The sequence below is a fragment of the Pseudomonas sp. ASL4 genome (assembly GCF_056680395.1).
On record NZ_CM155280.1, the window covers coordinates 611,794 to 631,290 of the forward strand.

General features: G+C 57.9%; 19 protein-coding genes and 1 rRNA gene. 13 read left to right on the top strand and 7 right to left on the bottom strand.

Annotated features, from left to right (window positions below; genetic code table 11):
• Positions 1-70 precede the first annotated feature (70 nt).
• The 3 genes from AC1MEW_RS02600 to AC1MEW_RS02610 form a co-directional block, all read right to left on the bottom strand.
• A 16S ribosomal RNA gene (locus AC1MEW_RS02600) occupies positions 71-1,609 on the bottom strand.
• A gap of 641 nt (positions 1,610-2,250) precedes the next feature.
• Positions 2,251-3,471: a CaiB/BaiF CoA transferase family protein gene (locus tag AC1MEW_RS02605; protein ID WP_480425345.1), complete on the bottom strand. Its 1,221-nt coding sequence runs from the start codon at positions 3,469-3,471 to the stop codon at positions 2,251-2,253.
• A 13-nt stretch (positions 3,472-3,484) separates the two neighbouring features.
• Complete coding sequence (locus AC1MEW_RS02610) at positions 3,485-4,666, bottom strand: acyl-CoA dehydrogenase (protein ID WP_201199434.1); 1,182 nt, start codon at positions 4,664-4,666, stop codon at positions 3,485-3,487.
• A 157-nt stretch (positions 4,667-4,823) separates the two neighbouring features.
• Between AC1MEW_RS02610 and AC1MEW_RS02615 the strand changes: the two genes are divergently transcribed.
• From AC1MEW_RS02615 to AC1MEW_RS02660, 10 genes are all read left to right on the top strand, one after another.
• On the top strand, positions 4,824-5,723 hold the full coding sequence (locus AC1MEW_RS02615) for a LysR family transcriptional regulator (RefSeq protein WP_201199432.1): 900 nt from the start codon (positions 4,824-4,826) through the stop codon (positions 5,721-5,723).
• 434 nt (positions 5,724-6,157) lie between these two features.
• On the top strand, positions 6,158-7,279 hold the full coding sequence (locus tag AC1MEW_RS02620) for a Re/Si-specific NAD(P)(+) transhydrogenase subunit alpha (protein WP_322270109.1): 1,122 nt from the start codon (positions 6,158-6,160) through the stop codon (positions 7,277-7,279).
• 15 nt (positions 7,280-7,294) lie between these two features.
• Positions 7,295-7,618, top strand: coding sequence for an NAD(P) transhydrogenase subunit alpha part 2 (locus AC1MEW_RS02625; protein WP_007947884.1), 324 nt, complete (start codon positions 7,295-7,297; stop codon positions 7,616-7,618).
• Positions 7,618-9,054: an NAD(P)(+) transhydrogenase (Re/Si-specific) subunit beta gene (locus AC1MEW_RS02630; RefSeq protein ID WP_201199426.1), complete on the top strand. Its 1,437-nt coding sequence runs from the start codon at positions 7,618-7,620 to the stop codon at positions 9,052-9,054. The genes AC1MEW_RS02625 and AC1MEW_RS02630 overlap by 1 nt, the downstream gene beginning before the upstream one ends.
• A 180-nt stretch (positions 9,055-9,234) precedes the next feature.
• Positions 9,235-10,728: an acetyl-CoA hydrolase/transferase family protein gene (locus AC1MEW_RS02635; protein WP_201199424.1), complete on the top strand. Its 1,494-nt coding sequence runs from the start codon at positions 9,235-9,237 to the stop codon at positions 10,726-10,728.
• A gap of 382 nt (positions 10,729-11,110) precedes the next feature.
• A complete protein-coding gene (locus AC1MEW_RS02640) occupies positions 11,111-11,263 on the top strand; it encodes a DUF1127 domain-containing protein (protein ID WP_460148371.1) in 153 nt (50 codons plus the stop codon).
• 390 nt (positions 11,264-11,653) lie between these two features.
• The gene (locus AC1MEW_RS02645) at positions 11,654-11,971 is read left to right on the top strand and encodes a DUF2388 domain-containing protein (RefSeq protein WP_201256812.1); all 318 of its coding nucleotides are present in this window, start codon (positions 11,654-11,656) and stop codon (positions 11,969-11,971) included.
• Between the two features lie 107 nt (positions 11,972-12,078).
• Positions 12,079-12,396: a DUF2388 domain-containing protein gene (locus AC1MEW_RS02650; protein ID WP_201256813.1), complete on the top strand. Its 318-nt coding sequence runs from the start codon at positions 12,079-12,081 to the stop codon at positions 12,394-12,396.
• Between the two features lie 27 nt (positions 12,397-12,423).
• Positions 12,424-12,744: a DUF2388 domain-containing protein gene (locus tag AC1MEW_RS02655; protein ID WP_201195912.1), complete on the top strand. Its 321-nt coding sequence runs from the start codon at positions 12,424-12,426 to the stop codon at positions 12,742-12,744.
• Positions 12,741-14,702, top strand: coding sequence for a DUF7844 domain-containing protein (locus tag AC1MEW_RS02660; RefSeq protein WP_322270106.1), 1,962 nt, complete (start codon positions 12,741-12,743; stop codon positions 14,700-14,702). The genes AC1MEW_RS02655 and AC1MEW_RS02660 overlap by 4 nt, the downstream gene beginning before the upstream one ends.
• A gap of 121 nt (positions 14,703-14,823) precedes the next feature.
• On the opposite strand, the gene AC1MEW_RS02665 is transcribed toward AC1MEW_RS02660, so the two are convergent.
• The 3 genes from AC1MEW_RS02665 to trpB form a co-directional block, all read right to left on the bottom strand.
• Positions 14,824-15,282: an anti-virulence regulator CigR family protein gene (locus AC1MEW_RS02665; protein ID WP_201256815.1), complete on the bottom strand. Its 459-nt coding sequence runs from the start codon at positions 15,280-15,282 to the stop codon at positions 14,824-14,826.
• Between the two features lie 121 nt (positions 15,283-15,403).
• The gene (trpA, locus tag AC1MEW_RS02670; RefSeq protein ID WP_480425348.1) at positions 15,404-16,216 is read right to left on the bottom strand and encodes a tryptophan synthase subunit alpha; all 813 of its coding nucleotides are present in this window, start codon (positions 16,214-16,216) and stop codon (positions 15,404-15,406) included.
• Positions 16,216-17,436 (bottom strand): tryptophan synthase subunit beta, encoded by a 1,221-nt coding sequence (gene trpB, locus AC1MEW_RS02675; RefSeq protein WP_201199410.1) that lies wholly within the window; start codon positions 17,434-17,436, stop codon positions 16,216-16,218. The genes trpA and trpB overlap by 1 nt, the downstream gene beginning before the upstream one ends.
• A 112-nt stretch (positions 17,437-17,548) precedes the next feature.
• On the opposite strand from trpB, the gene AC1MEW_RS02680 reads away from it, so the two are divergent.
• Positions 17,549-18,442, top strand: coding sequence for a LysR family transcriptional regulator (locus tag AC1MEW_RS02680; protein ID WP_201199408.1), 894 nt, complete (start codon positions 17,549-17,551; stop codon positions 18,440-18,442).
• Here the strand turns inward: AC1MEW_RS02680 and AC1MEW_RS02685 are convergent.
• Positions 18,439-18,765: an ElaB/YgaM/YqjD family protein gene (locus AC1MEW_RS02685; protein ID WP_201195924.1), complete on the bottom strand. Its 327-nt coding sequence runs from the start codon at positions 18,763-18,765 to the stop codon at positions 18,439-18,441. The genes AC1MEW_RS02680 and AC1MEW_RS02685 overlap by 4 nt on opposite strands.
• Positions 18,766-18,922: 157 nt before the next feature.
• Between AC1MEW_RS02685 and AC1MEW_RS02690 the strand changes: the two genes are divergently transcribed.
• Together AC1MEW_RS02690 and AC1MEW_RS02695 are read left to right on the top strand one after the other, a co-directional pair.
• Positions 18,923-19,138 carry a dodecin gene (locus AC1MEW_RS02690; RefSeq protein ID WP_054047931.1) on the top strand — a complete coding sequence of 72 codons (216 nt, stop codon included), beginning with the start codon at positions 18,923-18,925 and terminating at the stop codon, positions 19,136-19,138.
• A gap of 123 nt (positions 19,139-19,261) precedes the next feature.
• Positions 19,262-19,483 (top strand): DUF1161 domain-containing protein, encoded by a 222-nt coding sequence (locus AC1MEW_RS02695; RefSeq protein ID WP_201199406.1) that lies wholly within the window; start codon positions 19,262-19,264, stop codon positions 19,481-19,483.
• The last annotated feature ends 14 nt before the right edge of the window (positions 19,484-19,497 follow it).

Sequence of the window (19,497 nt, forward strand, 5' to 3'; positions counted from 1 at the left end):
TGGCTTCTCGTCTTCTTCAATGAATCAAGCAATTCGTGTGGGAACTTATGGAGCAGCTGATGTCGTCGATTAAGGAGGTGATCCAGCCGCAGGTTCCCCTACGGCTACCTTGTTACGACTTCACCCCAGTCATGAATCACACCGTGGTAACCGTCCTCCCGAAGGTTAGACTAGCTACTTCTGGTGCAACCCACTCCCATGGTGTGACGGGCGGTGTGTACAAGGCCCGGGAACGTATTCACCGCGACATTCTGATTCGCGATTACTAGCGATTCCGACTTCACGCAGTCGAGTTGCAGACTGCGATCCGGACTACGATCGGTTTTCTGGGATTAGCTCCACCTCGCGGCTTGGCAACCCTCTGTACCGACCATTGTAGCACGTGTGTAGCCCAGGCCGTAAGGGCCATGATGACTTGACGTCATCCCCACCTTCCTCCGGTTTGTCACCGGCAGTCTCCTTAGAGTGCCCACCATTACGTGCTGGTAACTAAGGACAAGGGTTGCGCTCGTTACGGGACTTAACCCAACATCTCACGACACGAGCTGACGACAGCCATGCAGCACCTGTCTCAATGTTCCCGAAGGCACCAATCTATCTCTAGAAAGTTCATTGGATGTCAAGGCCTGGTAAGGTTCTTCGCGTTGCTTCGAATTAAACCACATGCTCCACCGCTTGTGCGGGCCCCCGTCAATTCATTTGAGTTTTAACCTTGCGGCCGTACTCCCCAGGCGGTCAACTTAATGCGTTAGCTGCGCCACTAAGAGCTCAAGGCTCCCAACGGCTAGTTGACATCGTTTACGGCGTGGACTACCAGGGTATCTAATCCTGTTTGCTCCCCACGCTTTCGCACCTCAGTGTCAGTATCAGTCCAGGTGGTCGCCTTCGCCACTGGTGTTCCTTCCTATATCTACGCATTTCACCGCTACACAGGAAATTCCACCACCCTCTACCATACTCTAGCTCGACAGTTTTGAATGCAGTTCCCAGGTTGAGCCCGGGGATTTCACATCCAACTTAACGAACCACCTACGCGCGCTTTACGCCCAGTAATTCCGATTAACGCTTGCACCCTCTGTATTACCGCGGCTGCTGGCACAGAGTTAGCCGGTGCTTATTCTGTCGGTAACGTCAAAACACTTACGTATTAGGTAAATGCCCTTCCTCCCAACTTAAAGTGCTTTACAATCCGAAGACCTTCTTCACACACGCGGCATGGCTGGATCAGGCTTTCGCCCATTGTCCAATATTCCCCACTGCTGCCTCCCGTAGGAGTCTGGACCGTGTCTCAGTTCCAGTGTGACTGATCATCCTCTCAGACCAGTTACGGATCGTCGCCTTGGTGAGCCATTACCTCACCAACTAGCTAATCCGACCTAGGCTCATCTGATAGCGCAAGGCCCGAAGGTCCCCTGCTTTCTCCCGTAGGACGTATGCGGTATTAGCGTCCGTTTCCGAGCGTTATCCCCCACTACCAGGCAGATTCCTAGGCATTACTCACCCGTCCGCCGCTCGCCACCAGGCACAAGTACCCGTGCTGCCGCTCGACTTGCATGTGTTAGGCCTGCCGCCAGCGTTCAATCTGAGCCATGATCAAACTCTTCAGTTCAAACATCTTTGGGTTTTTAAGAAACCCTAAACTTGGCTCAGCAATCGTTGGTTACATCTTTGATTTCTCGCGGAGTAACTTGTGATGCTGATAATCTTGTTGACTATCAGTCTGACTCCACAAGCACCCACACGAATTGCTTGATTCAGTTGTTAAAGAGCGGTTGGTTAAGATCTTTCGTCTCAACCGAGGCGCGCATTCTACAGCAGCCTCTGTCACTGTCAAGCGGTTATTTTCAGAAGTTTTCAAAGTTTCCTTTGCAACTTCAACCACTTGCGCTTCCGATCTCTCGTTAGCGGGAGGCGAATTCTACAGCGTTACTCGCTGCTGTCAACACCTCTTTTCCGCTACTTTCGACCGAGAAGATCGAACCGTTAATAGAGCCACACAACACCGCTCTACCAACTCCTTCTGGGCTTCGATGACCTGAAGCAACTCGCTGTCGAAAACCGCATAACTCTTTGTTTACCAAGGAGTTTTCCGTTTCGACTGCGCCGGAAGTGGGGCGAATTATAGACTTCCAGAATCTGCCGTCAAGCCCTGATTTAGCTTTTCTATCAATAACTTGCTGAAAGCTGGAAAACCGCATGATTCCTTCTATATAGGAGAGCAAAACAACGCCTTCTATATAGAAGGATCTCTCAAAGGACCCCAGCCTCTTTGAAAGCAGCCACGGCACCAACTGACAACCCCAACACCCGCTGCAGAACCTCAAGCGTATGCTCCCCTAATAGAGGAGGCGCATTACGGTATTCCACCGGGGTCTCGGACAAGCGAATCGGACTCGCAACCTGAGGCACCATCCCGGCCAATGCGTGAGGCAACTCTATAGCCAACCCACGCGCCTGAACCTGCGGATCAGCAAACACCTGGGCCAGATCATTGATCGGCCCACACGGCACGCCCGCCTGCTCCAACTGGAGCACCCACTCAGTCGTAGTCTTGAATACAGTCGCCTGACGGATCAACGGAATCAGTACCGCCCGATTAGCCACCCGCAGCTTGTTGGTGGCAAAGCGTGGATCATCCGCCCACTGCGGCTGACCTGCCACCTTGGCAAACTTGCGAAACTGCCCGTCGTTACCCACCGTGAGGATGAAATCGCCATCCGCCGTAGGAAAGTCCTGATAAGGCACGATGTTCGGATGAGCATTCCCCAAGCGCTTAGGCGCATTGCCAGTAGTCAGGTAGTTCATTGCCTGATTCGCCAGACAAGCCACCTGCACATCCAGCAACGCCATATCAATGTGCTGCCCGCCACCGTCATGATCCCGATGCGCCAGCGCCGCCAATATCGCCACCGTCGAATAGAGCCCGGTCAAAATGTCGGTCAGCGCTACACCGACTTTCACCGGCCCCGCGCCCTCATCACCCTCAGGTCGACCGGTGAGGCTCATCAAGCCGCCCAACCCCTGGATCATGAAGTCATAACCCGCGCGCTTGGCGTAAGGCCCTGTCTGACCGAACCCGGTAATCGAGCAATAGATCAGATTCGGATTGATCGCCTTGAGCGACTCATAGTCCAGACCATAAGCCGCCAGACCACCGACCTTGAAGTTCTCGATCAGAATGTCCGACTTCGCCGCCAGATCACGTACGAGCTTCTGCCCTTCAGGTCGGGTGAAGTCGATGGTCACCGATTGTTTGTTGCGATTGGCCGACAGGTAGTAAGCGGCCTCGCTGGTGTTCTCGCCATAGGCGTCTTTAAGGAACGGAGGCCCCCAGGCGCGCGTGTCATCGCCATTGCCCGGGCGCTCGACCTTGATCACTTCAGCGCCAAGGTCCGCCAGGATCTGCCCGGACCAAGGCCCGGCCAGCACCCGCGATAAATCCAGTACCCGTAGATGCGAAAGCGCGCCCATGGCCGTTCTCCTATTAATAGAACGCCTGGATACCGGTCTGCGCGCGACCAAGGATCAGCGCGTGGACGTCATGCGTACCTTCATAGGTATTCACGACTTCCAGGTTGACCAGGTGGCGAGCGACACCGAACTCATCGGAAATACCATTGCCACCCAGCATGTCGCGAGCCATGCGCGCGATATCCAGGGATTTACCGCAGGAGTTGCGCTTCATCATCGAAGTGATCTCGACTGCAGCAGTGCCTTCGTCTTTCATACGACCCAGACGCAAGCAACCTTGCAGCGCCAGGGTGATTTCAGTCTGCATGTCAGCCAGCTTTTTCTGGATCAACTGAGTAGCTGCCAATGGGCGGCCGAACTGCTGACGATCCAGCGTGTACTGGCGAGCGGTGTGCCAGCAGAATTCGGCGGCGCCCAGTGCACCCCAGGAGATGCCATAACGCGCGGAGTTGAGGCAGGTAAAAGGGCCTTTCAGACCACGGACATCCGGGAAGATGTTCTCTTCAGGAACAAACACGTTGTCCATGACGATTTCGCCGGTGATGGACGCACGCAGGCCGACCTTGCCGTGAATCGCCGGAGCGCTCAGGCCTTTCCAACCCTTTTCCAGTACGAAGCCACGAATGTCACCGGCATCATCCTTGCCCCAGACCACGAACACATCGGCGATAGGGCTGTTGGTGATCCACATCTTGCTGCCGGTCAGGCTGTAGCCGCCTTCCACTTTGCGTGCACGAGTAATCATCGCGCCCGGGTCGGAACCGTGGTCAGGCTCTGTCAGCCCGAAGCACCCGATCCACTCGCCGGAAGCGAGTTTCGGCAGATACTTCTGCTTTTGCGCTTCAGTACCGAATTCATTGATCGGCACCATGACCAATGAGGACTGCACGCTCATCATCGAGCGATAACCGGAGTCAACCCGCTCGACTTCACGAGCGATCAGGCCATAGCTGACGTAGTTCAGGCCGCTGCCACCGTATTCCTCGGGAATGGTCGCACCCAACAAGCCCACTTCGCCCATCTCACGGAAGATCGCGATGTCGGTCTTCTCATGGCGGAAAGCTTCCAGAACACGCGGTGCGAGCTTCTGCTGAGCGAACTGCTCGGCGGTGTCGCGGATCATGCGTTCTTCTTCGGTGAGCTGTTGATCCAGCAGCAGGGGATCGATCCAGTTGAAGCTAGCTTTACCGCCCATGAGTGAGTCCTCTCGAATCGGGTCAAATAACGTGGGTTGATCCTAGGCCCGGTGCGGCATTCCGGCAAACGAGGATTTCGCATACTGTTGTGCTAATTTCTCACTCCGAAGCATCGCCAAAGGTCATTTGTGCGACGTATTAGTGAGGTTCACGTACATGCGCAGAAAAATCCCCAGCACCACCGCCCTGATCAGCTTCGAAGCGGCAGCGCGCCACGAGAGCTTTACCAAGGCAGCCCAGGAACTTTCACTCACCCAGGGAGCGATTTGCCGACAGATCGCCAGCCTCGAGGAATTCCTCAGTGTCGAACTGTTCCGACGCTCTCGGCGCGGAGTGAAGCTGACAGAAGCCGGGCTTTCCTATAGCCGTCGTGTGGCCACCCAACTCGATGCCGTTGAACGGGACACCTTGTCGGTCATGGGCCAGCAAGGCGCGAACGTGATCGAACTGGCGGTGGTGCCGACCTTCGGCACCCAATGGTTGCTGCCAAGGCTCAAGGACTTCCAGCACAAGCACCCGGAGGTGACGGTTAACCTCACCAACCGCACACGTCCGTTCTTGTTTGCCGACACCGAGTTCGATGCCGCGATCTACTTCGGCGACGCGGACTGGTCGGGTACCGAATCCCACAGGCTGATGGGAGAGAATCCGATGCCGGTGTGCAGCCCAGCCCTACTGGGCAAGAAGACCAACCTGACACCCGCTGAAATCGCGGAACTACCGCTACTGCAACAGACCACCCGCCCCTACGCCTGGCGCCAATGGTTCAACTCCCAGAGCCTGAATATCCCCCGCGACATGACAGGCCCGCGTTACGAGCTATTCTCCATGCTCGCCCAGGCGGCCATGCACGATATGGGGATTGCACTGATTCCGCCGTTCCTGATTCAGCGTGAACTGGCAGAGAAGCGCCTGGTGATTGCCAATCCGCAAGCGCTGTCGAGCATCAAGGCCTATTACCTGATGATTCCTGAGCGAAAGGTCGAATCGGCGTCTTTAAGGGCTTTTCGGGATTGGCTGGTGAATCAGGCCCACAGCTACAGCCTAGAAGGATAAAGGCTATGTCTCGTTAACTGACCCCGTAGTCAGTAAAACCAAAGCACTACAGATATAAGTATTTGTCGCATATTCATAGACTGTACCGACAAACAGTACAAACGTCCCACAAGTGCCTGATGACGTGGCCTTGAGCCTCTATTTTGATGCCATGACTGCTCATTCACCGTACCGATATGTAAATTCTTGAATTTCGACCAGAATCCTTACAAGGCACGGCCTGCAAGGGATTGACCCGGCTAGTTGCGACATTCGGTCACGGGGTGACTTGTAGTTAATTTTCCGTCACCCGTCATAATCCCTTGAAGGGCACAAAGTTCGCCTGCAAAATGCCGCGCCCCGCCTGATTTGGCGGGATCGTGCTGATCGGCCGCCCCAGCCGCACCATCCGAAGTGCCTGGGTTTACTCAATAAGATCACGCAGGAGATTTGACGTGCACATTGGTGTTCCTCTCGAAACCCAGACGGGTGAAACACGGGTTGCTGCAACCCCGGAAACCATCAAAAAGTTGATCGGCCAGGGCCATAAGGTCACTGTACAAAGCGGCGCCGGGGTAAAAGCCAGTGTTGTCGACAGTGCCTATGAAGCGGCAGGCGCAACCATTGGCAGCGCCAACGACGCGTTTGGTGCCGAGCTGATTTTGAAGGTGGTCGCGCCCAGCGACAGCGAGCTGACTCTGATCAAGAGCGGCACCGTTGTGGTGGGCATGCTCAACCCGTTCAGCAATGAAATCATCGCCAAGCTAGCCGAGTGCGGCATTACCGCGTTCGCGCTGGAAGCCGCGCCACGCACCTCCCGCGCCCAGAGCCTGGACGTGCTGTCTTCTCAAGCGAACATCGCCGGTTACAAATCCGTACTGCTCGCCGCTCACTACTACCCACGCTTCATGCCGATGTTGATGACCGCCGCGGGCACTGTGAAAGCAGCGCGCGTGCTGATCCTCGGTGCAGGTGTGGCGGGTTTGCAGGCAATCGCCACGGCGAAACGTCTGGGTGCGGTGATCGAAGCGTCTGACGTGCGTCCTGCGGTAAAAGAGCAGATCGAATCCCTCGGCGCCAAGTTCGTCGACGTACCTTACGAGACCGATGAAGAGCGCGAATGCGCCGTCGGTGTTGGCGGTTACGCACGACCAATGCCAGCGAGCTGGATGCAGCGCCAGGCCCTGGCCGTGCACGAACGCGCCAAGCAGGCTGACATTGTCATTACCACCGCACTGATCCCGGGCCGCAAGGCACCGACGCTATTGAGTGCCGAAACCGTGGCGCAGATGAAGCCAGGCTCGGTGGTCATCGACCTTGCCGCAGCCCAGGGCGGCAACTGCCCGCTGACCGTGGCCGATCAGGTGGTCGTTGCGAATGGCGTGACCATTTGTGGCCCGACCAATCTGGCCGGTGAAGTCGCGGCAGACGCTTCGGCCTTGTACGCCCGCAACCTGCTGGACTTCCTGAAGCTGGTCTTCAACAAAGAAGGCCAGTTCGAAGTGAACCTAGAAGACGACATCGTCGCCGCGTGCCTGATGTGCCGCGACGGCCAAGTCATCCGCAAAAACGCCTAAGCAGGGATTCAGACGATGGAAGAGCTTATCTCCCCCGGTATCTACAACCTGATCATCTTCGTGCTGGCGATTTATGTCGGTTATCACGTGGTCTGGAACGTAACACCTGCACTGCACACGCCGTTGATGGCGGTGACCAACGCAATCTCCGCGATCGTGATCGTCGGCGCCATGCTGGCGGCGGCTTTGACCGTGACACCACTGGGCAAGACCATGGGCACCCTGGCCGTGGCACTGGCCGCAGTGAACGTGTTTGGTGGCTTCCTGGTCACCCGCAGAATGCTTGAGATGTTCAAGAAAAAAGCCCCGAAAGTCGTAAAAGAAGAGGCGCCCAAGTAATGAGCATGAACCTCGTAACGACGCTCTACTTGATCGCGTCGATCTGCTTCATCCAGGCCCTTAAAGGCCTGTCGCACCCGACCACGTCCCGACGCGGCAACGTGTACGGCATGCTCGGCATGGGGCTGGCGATCCTCACCACTATCGGCCTCATCTATAAGCTGGGCGCTGAGCTCGCGACTGCAGGCATCGGCTACGTTATCGTCGGCCTGCTGGTCGGCGGCACCGCCGGTTCGATCATGGCCAAGCGCGTTGAAATGACCAAGATGCCGGAACTGGTCGCCTTCATGCACAGCATGATCGGCATGGCCGCGGTGTTCATTGCGATCGCGGCTGTCGTTGAGCCGCAATCGCTGGGTATTGTTAAACAGCTGGGCGATTCGATTCCTGCCGGTAACCGTCTGGAGCTATTCCTCGGCGCCGCCATCGGTGCAATCACCTTCTCCGGTTCGGTGATCGCCTTTGGCAAGCTGTCGGGCAAGTACAAGTTCCGCCTGTTCCAGGGTGCACCGGTACAGTTTGGCGGCCAGCATAAGCTGAACCTGCTGCTGGGCCTGGCGACACTGGCCCTTGGCATCACCTTCATGCTGACCGGCAACCTCAACGCCTTCGCGCTGATGCTGGCCCTGGCCTTCGTGCTGGGCGTGTTGATCATCATCCCGATTGGCGGCGCGGACATGCCGGTGGTTGTGTCGATGCTCAACAGCTACTCCGGCTGGGCAGCGGCGGGTATCGGCTTCTCGCTGAACAACTCGATGCTGATCATTGCCGGCTCGCTGGTAGGCTCGAGCGGTGCGATCCTCTCGTACATCATGTGCAAGGCGATGAACCGCTCCTTCTTTAATGTGCTGCTCGGCGGTTTCGGCAACACGGCGGATGCAGCCGGCCCTGCTGGCTCGAAAGAAGCCCGCCCGGTGAAATCCGGTTCGGCTGACGACGCGACCTTCCTGCTGACCAACGCCGACACCGTGATCATCGTTCCGGGCTACGGCCTGGCGGTTGCACGGGCGCAACATGCGCTGAAAGAGCTGACCGAAAAGCTGACCCATCGCGGCGTGACCGTGAAGTACGCGATCCACCCGGTTGCCGGTCGGATGCCTGGCCACATGAACGTGTTGCTGGCCGAGGCCGAAGTGCCTTACGACCAGGTGTTCGAGATGGAAGACATCAACTCCGAGTTCGGTCAGGCCGACGTGGTGCTGGTGTTGGGCGCCAACGACGTGGTTAACCCAGCCGCCAAGAACGATCCGAAATCGCCGATTGCCGGCATGCCGATTCTCGAAGCGTTCAAAGCCAAGACCATCATCGTCAACAAGCGCTCGATGGCCAGCGGCTATGCCGGTCTGGACAACGAACTGTTCTACCTCGACAAAACCATGATGGTCTTCGGCGACGCCAAGAAGGTCATCGAGGACATGGTTAAAGCCGTCGAGTAAAACCTGCGCCAGCGCAATACCCAAAACCTCAGCCTTTAGTAGGCTGGGGTTTTTTTATTCCCCGTGAAACCCGACCAAAGGCTCTAAATCAGGGCTCGGCATTCGACCATGGTAGCGGGACGGATTTTTTTCAAATCACTAGACTGAGTACCTTGCTTCCGTTGCCCGAGATAATAATCCATGTACCGTGACCGTATTCGCTTGCCTTCGTTGTTGGATAAGGTGATGAGCGCCGCTGACGCTGCCGCTCTGATTCAGGACGGCATGACCGTCGGCATGAGCGGTTTCACCCGCGCCGGCGAAGCCAAGGCTGTGCCACACGCGCTGGCCGAACGCGCCAAAACCACGCCGCTGAAAATCACCTTGATGACCGGCGCCAGCCTGGGCAACGACCTCGATAAGCAGTTGACCGAAGCCGGCGTCCTGTCGCGACGCATGCCGTTCCAGGTCGACAGCACACTGCGCAAGGCCATCAACGCCGGCCAAGTCATGTTCATCGACCAGCACCTGTCGGAAACCGTGGAGATGCTGCGCAACCAGCAACTCAAGCTGCCGGACATCGCGGTGATTGAAGCCGTGGCGATCACGGAACAAGGCCATATCGTACCGACCACGTCGGTGGGTAACTCGGCCAGCTTCGCGATTTTCGCCAAGCACGTCATCGTCGAGATCAACATGGCGCACAACCCGAATCTCGAAGGGTTGCACGACATCTATATCCCGACCTACCGTCCGACCCGCACGCCCATTCCGCTGGTGAAGGTCGACGATCGCATTGGCAGCACCGCCATTCCGATCCCGCCGGAAAAGATCGTCGCAATCGTGATCACCAATCAATCCGACTCGCCGTCGACTGTACTGCCACCGGACGCCGAAACTCAGGCCATCGCCGATCACTTGATCGAGTTCTTCACGCAGGAAGTGGCTGCCGGGCGCATGACCAACAAGCTTGGCCCGTTGCAGGCCGGGATCGGCACCATCGCCAACTCGGTGATGTGTGGCCTGATCGACTCGCCGTTTGAAGACCTGACGATGTATTCGGAAGTGTTGCAGGATTCGACGTTCGACCTGATCGATGCCGGCAAGCTAAGCTTTGCCTCGGGCAGTTCGATCACCTTGTCGGCCCGGCGCAATGCCGATGTGTTCGGCAACCTGGAGCATTACAAGAACAAGCTGGTACTGCGCCCCCAGGAAATCTCCAATCACCCGGAAGTGGTTAGGCGTCTGGGCATCATCGCCGTCAACACGGCGCTGGAGTTCGACCTGTACGGTAACGTCAACTCCACCCACGTCTGTGGTACACGGATGATGAACGGCATCGGCGGTTCGGGTGACTTCGCGCGCAACGCGCACCTGTCGATCTTTGTCACCAAGTCGATTGCCAAGGGCGGTGCGATTTCCAGCGTGGTGCCGATGGTCAGCCACGTCGACCATACCGAACATGACGTCGACATCCTGGTGACCGAGATCGGTCTGGCCGACCTGCGCGGGCTGGCGCCTCGTGAGCGGGCTCGGGTGGTTATCGACAACTGTGTTCACCCGGACTATCGCGAAGCCTTGAATGACTACTTCATCGCCGCCTGCGCGCTCGGTGGGCACACCCCGCACATCCTGCGCGATGCCCTGAGCTGGCACATTAACCTGGAAGAAACCGGGCGGATGCTGGTGGTCTGATTGACGTAAAACACAGCTGACGCAAACACAGTTGCGTCAGTTGGCTCTTGCAACACCCGATCCTGTCGAAAACTGTACTGCTGTACTGGTCTTTTCCTACCGAAATCCTCTGCATTTTCGAGTCGACTTACCTATATTGCACTGTATTGGTGCCGACAGGTACAGTTGCCTCAATTTTGACCAGTACACCCCCTATAAACAGTTAATTGATCCCTCACAATACAAGTGAACTGTATCTAGGGGGACTGGCCAAACAGGAGGATCATTGGCATCAGTTAAACCACTACCTAATCCCGCCACAAGCGGAAGGATGTCAACCATGGAACGTACACTCAGTTCCGAGCTGTTCTTCGAAGACAATGCTGCAAAAACCCAGGCTTCCATGCCTCTTCGCGTTATCGCCAACCTGATGTTGTGGCAGCGCCGCATTACCAGCCGCCATCAATTGGCTCGTCTGGATTCGCGTCTGCTGGCTGATGCCGGGATTAGCGAAGCACAACGCTACGAAGAGCTGAGCAAGCCGTTCTGGCGCTAAGTTAGCGTCGCTGGCTCTGACCTATAGGGTCCACCGCCAGCAACCCGAATTGAACAAACAAAACCCGTCGTGGGAAACCACGACGGGTTTTGTCGTTTCAGGGTCATGAAACACATAACCAGTACAGTTTTGTACAATCTAAATTTGACCAGTACACCCTTTTAGCAGCTGCCGAAGGCTGCGATCTTTTGATCTTAAGTGTCACCGCCGACGCCAAAATCAAAAGATCGCAGCTTTCGGCAGCTCCTGCCGTTTCGTCTATATGGGCTGTTCGAATCCATCCGCGTCAGCCTAATATCCGATCAGAACGTGGCGAACGCCGCATGACAGGCGTCTGATCTTCCAGACACTGCGCCACCTCTCAATCGGTTTATCCAAAGGAGCTTCCCCATGTCCCGTCTTCGTCTGCTGAGCGTTGCTGCCCTGCTCGCCGTGGCTGCCAATGCCCACGCTTCCAGCTTTATCGTGACCACCGACGCCGTCGTTGGCGCTCTAAAATCCAGCTCCGACGCCACCTCCAATCTCTCTTCGTCACTGCGCGACAACAAAATTGTGCGTGCAGCTCGTGATGACGCCGCCAGTTTTGTCGCCAGCAGCGGCGACATTCGTGGCGTGAAACTGGAAAGCGCATTTGACGAAATCCACCGTCAAGCACCTCAGCTGAACGCTACTGACGCACAACTCGCCCAGGCCATCCTGGCGATCTAAACGTCGGTCCTGCATTGGGACACGCCCATCGTGTCCCAATGTTTCGGCGCTGGCTCTAGTCCGGGCATTGCGCTAGCCTTGAGGCTCGCTTTCAGCTATCGAGTCTCATGCGTTTTCTTTCAAATCTGTTGTCCATTCCGTTGTTTCTTCTGGCCTGCTGGTCTGGCGCCGCCCAGGCTTTCGACGCCTTCAACCTGTCTACACAAGGCACCGTGGTCAGTGGTTACGCCACAAGCATGGTGACCTCTGCGCCCTTCGACCATAAACTGCTGATCGCCGCTCAGGATGACGCTGCGGCTTTCATTGCCAGTGACGGCCAACTGCGAGGAGCGCAACTGGAATCCGCCCTGGTTTACCTGCGCCGGAGCCAGCCAAAACTTCATGCCAGCGACCTTGAACTGGCACAAGCAATTCTCGTCCAATAGTTATCATCGTTCCTCCGGAGTCGTTCCATGCGTAGCCCGCTGATTGCTGCCACCCTTGGCTTGCTGTTGTTGGCCGACGTGGCCCAGGCGCACACCCTGGTAGCCACCAGTAACATGATCATTCGCGCCACCCAGCGCACGCTTGATTTCACTTCTGATACCACCACGTCCATCCGTGATTCGAAGATCGTGCGCGAAGCTCACGACGACGCGGCCAGTTTCGTCGCCAGCGATGGCGATATTCGTGGCGCGCATCTGGAAGAGGCCTTCAATACCCTGCGCACCCGCGTACCTGAAGCCCGCGACGCCAGTGATCAGGTCCTCGCCGAAGCCATCCTCGCACTGTGAGGTCGCTCAGCGCCTGGCTGCTGGCCGGGATGGTGTTGCTGCTTGGCAACACCGCACAGGCCAGCTTGCAATTACGGCTCAAGACCGACGGTCTGAGTCCCGCGCAAGTGCAGGCCAGCCAGGCGCTGCTCGATGAGGCCATGCAGGCATTGCCGCCGCGCTTCGTCGAGCAACTGGATCGGCGCATCGATGTTGGCTGGACCGACGAAATGCCCGACAACGCCTACGGCGAGGCGTCGCTGGTGTCCGAGCTCGATCTGAATCGCAATCTGCTCGACAGCCTCACCGACGGCAGCGCCGCGACGAAAAAGACCTACCGCCCCCACGGCACCGTGCGCCGGGAAATGCTCGCTACGGTCTTGCACGAACTCACCCATATTTACGACCGCGCGCGCCTGTGGCCATCTGCCCAGCGCACGCTGATCCAGCGTTGCAGCCAGCGCAATAGCAGCTCTGGTCTGGTCGGCATTCCCGATCAATGCCGCGGCCAGACGGCGCGACGTTTTACCCTCAGTGACGACCCGCGCCTGCTGGATCTGGCCGGCTGGCCGCAATACGTCGGCCGACGTGGCGAACGCGAGCAGCACAACCGGCAAATCGTTCGCAGCCCGGATATCTACGAGACGACCAATCCCAAGGAGTTCGTGGCGGTCAACATGGAGTACTTCCTCCTGGACCCGAGCTATGCCTGCCGACGTCCTGCGCTTTACCGCTACTACAAAGAACATTTCGGCTGGGCGCCGGCCGCCAAAGACACTTGCGCCAAATCCTTCGCCTTCCTCAATGCCGGTAACGACTTCGCCAAGACACCATTGGGCCAGGTCGACCCGGAACGGGTTTATGCCGTGGACTATCTGCTGGCCGAAGCCAACCAGAACTGGGTCAGCCGTTGGGGCCACAGCATGTTGCGCCTGGTGATCTGTGCGCCGGGCCGACCACGCGGACCGGATTGCCGGCTGGACCTGGATCAGCACCTGGTGCTGTCCTACCGCGCCTTCGTCGGTGACGTACAGTTGTCGAGTTGGGATGGGCTGGTGGGTAAATATCCGTCACGCCTGTTTGTCTTGCCCCTGGCCCAAGTGATCGACGAATACACCAAGACCGAAATGCGCAGCCTGGCTTCGGTGCCGCTGAATCTCTCTCGCACCGAAATCGAAGAAGTGGTGGAACACGCCGCAGAGATGCACTGGAGCTACGACGGCAACTACTTCTTCCTGTCCAATAATTGCGCGGTTGAAAGCCTGAAACTGCTGCGCAGCGGCAGCAACAACGCGCAACTGACCGGACTGGACAGCATCATGCCCAACGGCTTGCTGGAAGTGCTCAAGGGCCGCGGATTGGCGGACACCAGCGTGCTGGACGACCCTCGCGAAGCTTTACGCCTGGGTTATCGCTTCGACTCCTTCCGCGATCGCTATCAAGCCATGTTCGAAGTGCTGAAGAAGCACTTGCCGATCAAGCAGACCACTGTCGAAGACTGGCTGGCATTGAGCGCCGAAGAGCGCCGGCAATGGATCGATCAGGCTGACTTGCGCACCAGCGCGGCATTGCTGTTGTTGGAACAGGCCAGTTTCCGTCGGCAGCTACAATTGGCCCAGGATGAGGTGAAGCAGCGCTACTTGGGCGCTCGAGAACTGAAAAACGGCGGCATGGACAAGGCCAACGCGACCTTGCAACAGATTCTCGCCAACAGCGGCTTCCTCAGCCGTCCCGCCGAATTGCTCGGCACCGGTGGTTATGGTTTGCCACAGCCGAGCGAGTCGAAGCGATTGGAATCGGAAAGCAGCCTGCGCCAGAAGCAACTGCAATCGCTGACCGGGGATCTGGATAAAGAAGTGAGAGCGCTGCTGGAACCGAGTCGTGCGGCGGAGATTGCGGCTAATGAAGCCAACCTTAAACAGATTGGCGAACATTTGAGAGCTTTGCACAAGGCAGCGGGTGGATTGGAGTTGCCCTGACAGAAAAGTAAAAGATCGCAGCCTTCGGCAGCTCCTACGGGGTACACAATCCCATGTAGGAGCTGCCGAAGGCTGCGATCTTTTGAAGCACAGCGCGCAATGCGCTGTGCCGATGCAGTGCTTAATTCAACACATTATCCAGAATTTCATAAACGATCCCGGTTCCTACGGCGATCAGCACAATGTCGCCGCCCGCGCGGCGCCATTCGTAACCCTCGTATTGCGGCAACCGACCCAGCGCACGCTGATCCAGGCGTTCGCCGTAATAACCGTGAGGCAACGGCCGGCCACGTTCCAGACGGATGCCTGGCGGTGGCGGCGCACCACGCACAAAGTATCCGTGATTGTCGTGAATGGTCTGACGCACCGGGCCAAAATCATGTGGTGGAGGACCGCCACGATGGTTGTCCTCCGGGCCGCGGTGATCATTGCCACGGTTGTCACCATGGTTATCGTATTGGCCCTGCTCCGGGCCGCCGTGGTCGTGATCGTCGCGCTGATCGGCGCTGGCGTGCAGCAACGGGGTCGCACTCAGCATCAGTACGCCCAGGCTGGCTATCAACCGTTTCGGCATTTTCATCGGGGGTTTCCTCACTGCACCTACAGCAAAAAGGGCTTCAGAACGTAGTCCTGAAACCCTCGGTCTTACTGTTTAGTCTGTGTTGCGAGGCGCTAATTCCTTTGTATCAGGAACTTTACTTTCAGCTGACCCGTGCTTTGCGCACGCCCTCGGCCAACGCTGCGCAAAGACTCAATACACCGTCGATCGCCTGATCCGGTGTCGACGCATTCGCGATGTGATCGATCAATGCCGAACCCACCACCACGCCGTCCGCCAGACGAGCGATAGCCGCCGCTTGCTCCGGTGTACGGATACCGAAACCGATGCTGATCGGCAGGTCGGTGTGACGACGCAAACGAGCAACTGCTTCTTCGACGTGTTCCAGCGTTGCCGCACCCGCGCCCGTCACACCGGCAACCGACACGTAATAAACGAAGCCGGAGCTGCCGTTCAGAACGGTCGGCAGGCGCACATCGTCGGTGGTCGGCGTGGTCAGACGAATGAAGTCCAGACCCGCAGCCTGAGCCGGGTCGCACAGTTCGCCGTTATGTTCCGGCGGCAGGTCAACCACGATCAGACCGTCAACGCCGGCCTCTTTAGCGTCCGCGATGAAGCGCGGCACGCCGTACATGTGGATCGGGTTGAAGTAACCCATCAACACCAACGGCGTCTCGGTGTTGCCTTCACGGAACTCGCGAACCATTTTCAGGGTTTTCGCCAGGTTCTGTTTGGCGCCCAAAGCGCGGATGTTCGCCAGCTGGATCGCCGGGCCGTCGGCCATCGGGTCGGTGAAGGGCATGCCCAATTCGATCACGTCGGCGCCAGCACCCGGCAAGCCTTTGAGGATCGCCAGCGAGGTGTCATAGCTCGGATCGCCAGCGGTGACGAAGGTCACCAGGGCGGCGCGATTCTGTTCCTTGAGTTCGGCAAAACGCGTTTGCAGGCGGCTCATCAGTGTTTCTCCTGCTTAGATTGTTCCATGTGGTGCATCACGGTTTGCATGTCTTTGTCGCCACGACCGGACAGGTTGACCACCATCAGGTGATCTTTCGGCAGGTTCGGTGCGCGTTTGAACACTTCGGCCAGGGCATGGGCGCTTTCCAGTGCAGGAATAATCCCTTCCAGGCGGCAGCATTTATGGAATGCGTCGAGGGCTTCGTCGTCGGTCACCGAGGTGTACTGGACGCGGCCGATGTCATGCAACCAGGCGTGTTCAGGGCCGATGCCCGGGTAGTCGAGGCCGGCGGAGATCGAGTGAGCGTCAATGATCTGGCCGTCGTCGTCCTGCAGCAGGAAGGTGCGGTTGCCGTGCAACACACCCGGTACGCCGCCATTCAGACTGGCCGCGTGCTTGCCGGTTTCGATGCCGTAGCCGGCGGCTTCAACGCCGATGATCTCGACGCTCTTGTCATCCAGGAACGGGTGGAACAGGCCCATGGCGTTGGAGCCACCGCCGATGCACGCCACCAGGCTGTCCGGCAGGCGACCTTCCTGATCTTGCAGTTGAGTACGGGTTTCCTTGCCGATCACCGACTGGAAGTCGCGAACCATCGCCGGGTAAGGGTGCGGGCCGGCCACGGTGCCGATCAGGTAGAAAGTGCTGTCGACGTTGGTCACCCAGTCACGCAGGGCTTCGTTCATCGCGTCTTTCAGGGTGCCGGTGCCGGCCACCACCGGGATCACCTCGGCGCCCAGCAGCTTCATGCGGAACACGTTGGCCTGCTGACGTTCGATGTCAGTGGTGCCCATGTAGATCACGCAATCCAGACCAAAACGCGCGGCCACGGTAGCGGTCGCCACGCCGTGCATGCCGGCGCCGGTCTCGGCGATGATGCGTTTTTTGCCCATGCGCCGCGCCAGCAGGATCTGGCCGATGCAGTTGTTGATCTTGTGCGCGCCGGTGTGGTTCAACTCTTCGCGCTTAAGGTAAATCTTCGCGCCGCCGCAGAATTCGGTCAGGCGTTCAGCGAAATACAGTGGGCTTGGACGACCGACGTAGTCACGCTGGAAGTAGGCCAGTTCTTCTTTGAATGCCGGATCTTCCTTGGCCAGTTCGTATTCACGGGCCAGGTCGAGGATCAACGGCATCAGGGTTTCAGCGACGTAACGGCCGCCGAACGAGCCAAACAGGCCGTTGGCATCGGGGCCGTTGCGCAGATTAGTCTGGGTCATGGGTCGCTCCAGTTGGATTCGTGTGATGACAATGACGACCACTCTACCCCTGACGTTCCGACCTGAAAACCGATAAGATCGCCACAACCTGTCAGGAAAACTCACATATCCCATGAGCCATGACCTTCCTCCGCTGAACGCCCTTCGGGCCTTCGAAGCCACTGCCCGCCTGAACAGCGTCAGTCAGGCTGCCGAACAGCTACACGTCACTCATGGTGCGGTTAGCCGACAACTCAAGGTGCTGGAAGAACACCTCGGCGTTAGTCTGTTCGTCAAGGACGGGCGTGGCCTTAAACTCACAGATGCCGGCGTTCGTTTGCGCGATGCCAGCAGCGACGCGTTTGAGCGATTGCGCACCGTTTGTGCCGAATTGACCCAAAGCACCGCCGACGCGCCCTTCGTGCTCGGCTGCTCCGGCAGCTTGCTCGCACGCTGGTTCATTCCGCGCCTTGGACGCTTGAATGCGGATCTGCCGGACCTGCGCCTGCACCTGTCAGCCGGGGAAGGCGATCTCGACCCACGGCGGCCTGGACTGGACGCTTTGCTGGTGTTCGCCGAGCCACCCTGGCCGGCGGACATGCAAGTCTATGAACTGGCCAGCGAACGCATCGGCCCGGTCCTGAGCCCACGCTTCGCCGGCTACGAACGGCTGCAACAGGCGCCGGTCAGCGCGCTGCTGAGCGAGCCGCTGCTGCACACCACATCGCGTCCTCAGGCGTGGCCGAGCTGGGCACAGCAAAGCGGCCTCGACGCCAAGGCGTTGAAGTTGGGGCAGGGTTTCGAGCATTTGTATTATTTGCTGGAAGCCGCGGTGGCGGGGTTGGGTGTGGCGATTGCCCCTGAGCCGCTGGTGGCCGAGGACTTGAAAGCAGGTCGCCTGGTTGCGCCGTGGGGTTTCTGTGAAACCCCGGCGCAACTGGCGTTGTGGCTACCCAAGCGTGCCGCGGATGGCCGCGCTCGGCAGTTGGCGCAGTGGCTCAAAAACGAGCTGCGCCAAGCGGATTAGTCGCCGCGTTTGCACAACAGATAAGCCGCGAGTAGACCGAGTGCACCGACAGCGACACCCGCTGTAGTCCAAGGGTGTTCCTGGGCGTAGTCCCGGGTGGCGATCCCGGTTTCGCGGGTTTTCACTTTCACTTCTTCATAGGCATCGGCGAGCAGGTGGCGCGAATGTTTCAGCGCGCTCTCGGCGTTGCTTTTCAGGGCCTTGAGGGTTTTACGCGACTCGTCCGAGGCGTCGTCCTTAAGGTTTTCCAGCGATTTGAGAAGACTCTCGATCTCGGCTTCCATGCTTTGCAATGAGGCTTTACGTAAAGAGGTATTGGCCATGGTGGCTCTCCTTCATTGGTGATGAGTAGCGTGTGTTGGTTGGGACTTCAGGGGTTTGAGAAAGTGCAGTAAATCTGAACGGCGGTGCCCGATTGGCCGACAGAAGTAATACGAAAAATCACTGCTAGGCTGTATTTCATACCCCAAGGAGAACGCCATGACTGACCATCACACCTACAAGAAAGTCGAGCTGGTCGGCTCGTCCCCTACCAGCATCGAAGACGCCATCAACAATGCGCTGGCCGAAGCCAGCAAAAGCCTCAAGCATCTGGAATGGTTTGAAGTGACCGAAACCCGCGGCCACATCAAGGACGGCAAGGCTGCCCACTTCCAGGTGACACTGAAAGTCGGGTTCAGGATTGCCAGTAGCTGAGTTTGAGCTAGTCTTCTGAACTTGCGCGCTGGCCGAGTGCCATAGGGAATGGCAAAGCGCTACTTGAGCGCATCTGGCTACTGCTGGATGCTCCCCATTTGATCCGACCAGGGAATGCGACCGATGAAGAAGTTTATTTTGGCGGTAGGTTTATTGAGCATCGCGGGAACAGCCCTTGCTGGCGGTAAGTCGTGCGAAGACCTGAAAGGCGAAATCGCAGCGAAACTTGATGCCAAGCATGTCTCGGGCTATTCGCTGGAGATTGTCGACAAAGGCGCTGCCGCTGGCGGGAAAGTCGTCGGCAAGTGCGAAGCCGGCAGTAAAGTGATCGTCTACAAAAAGTAGATTGTTACCACCCT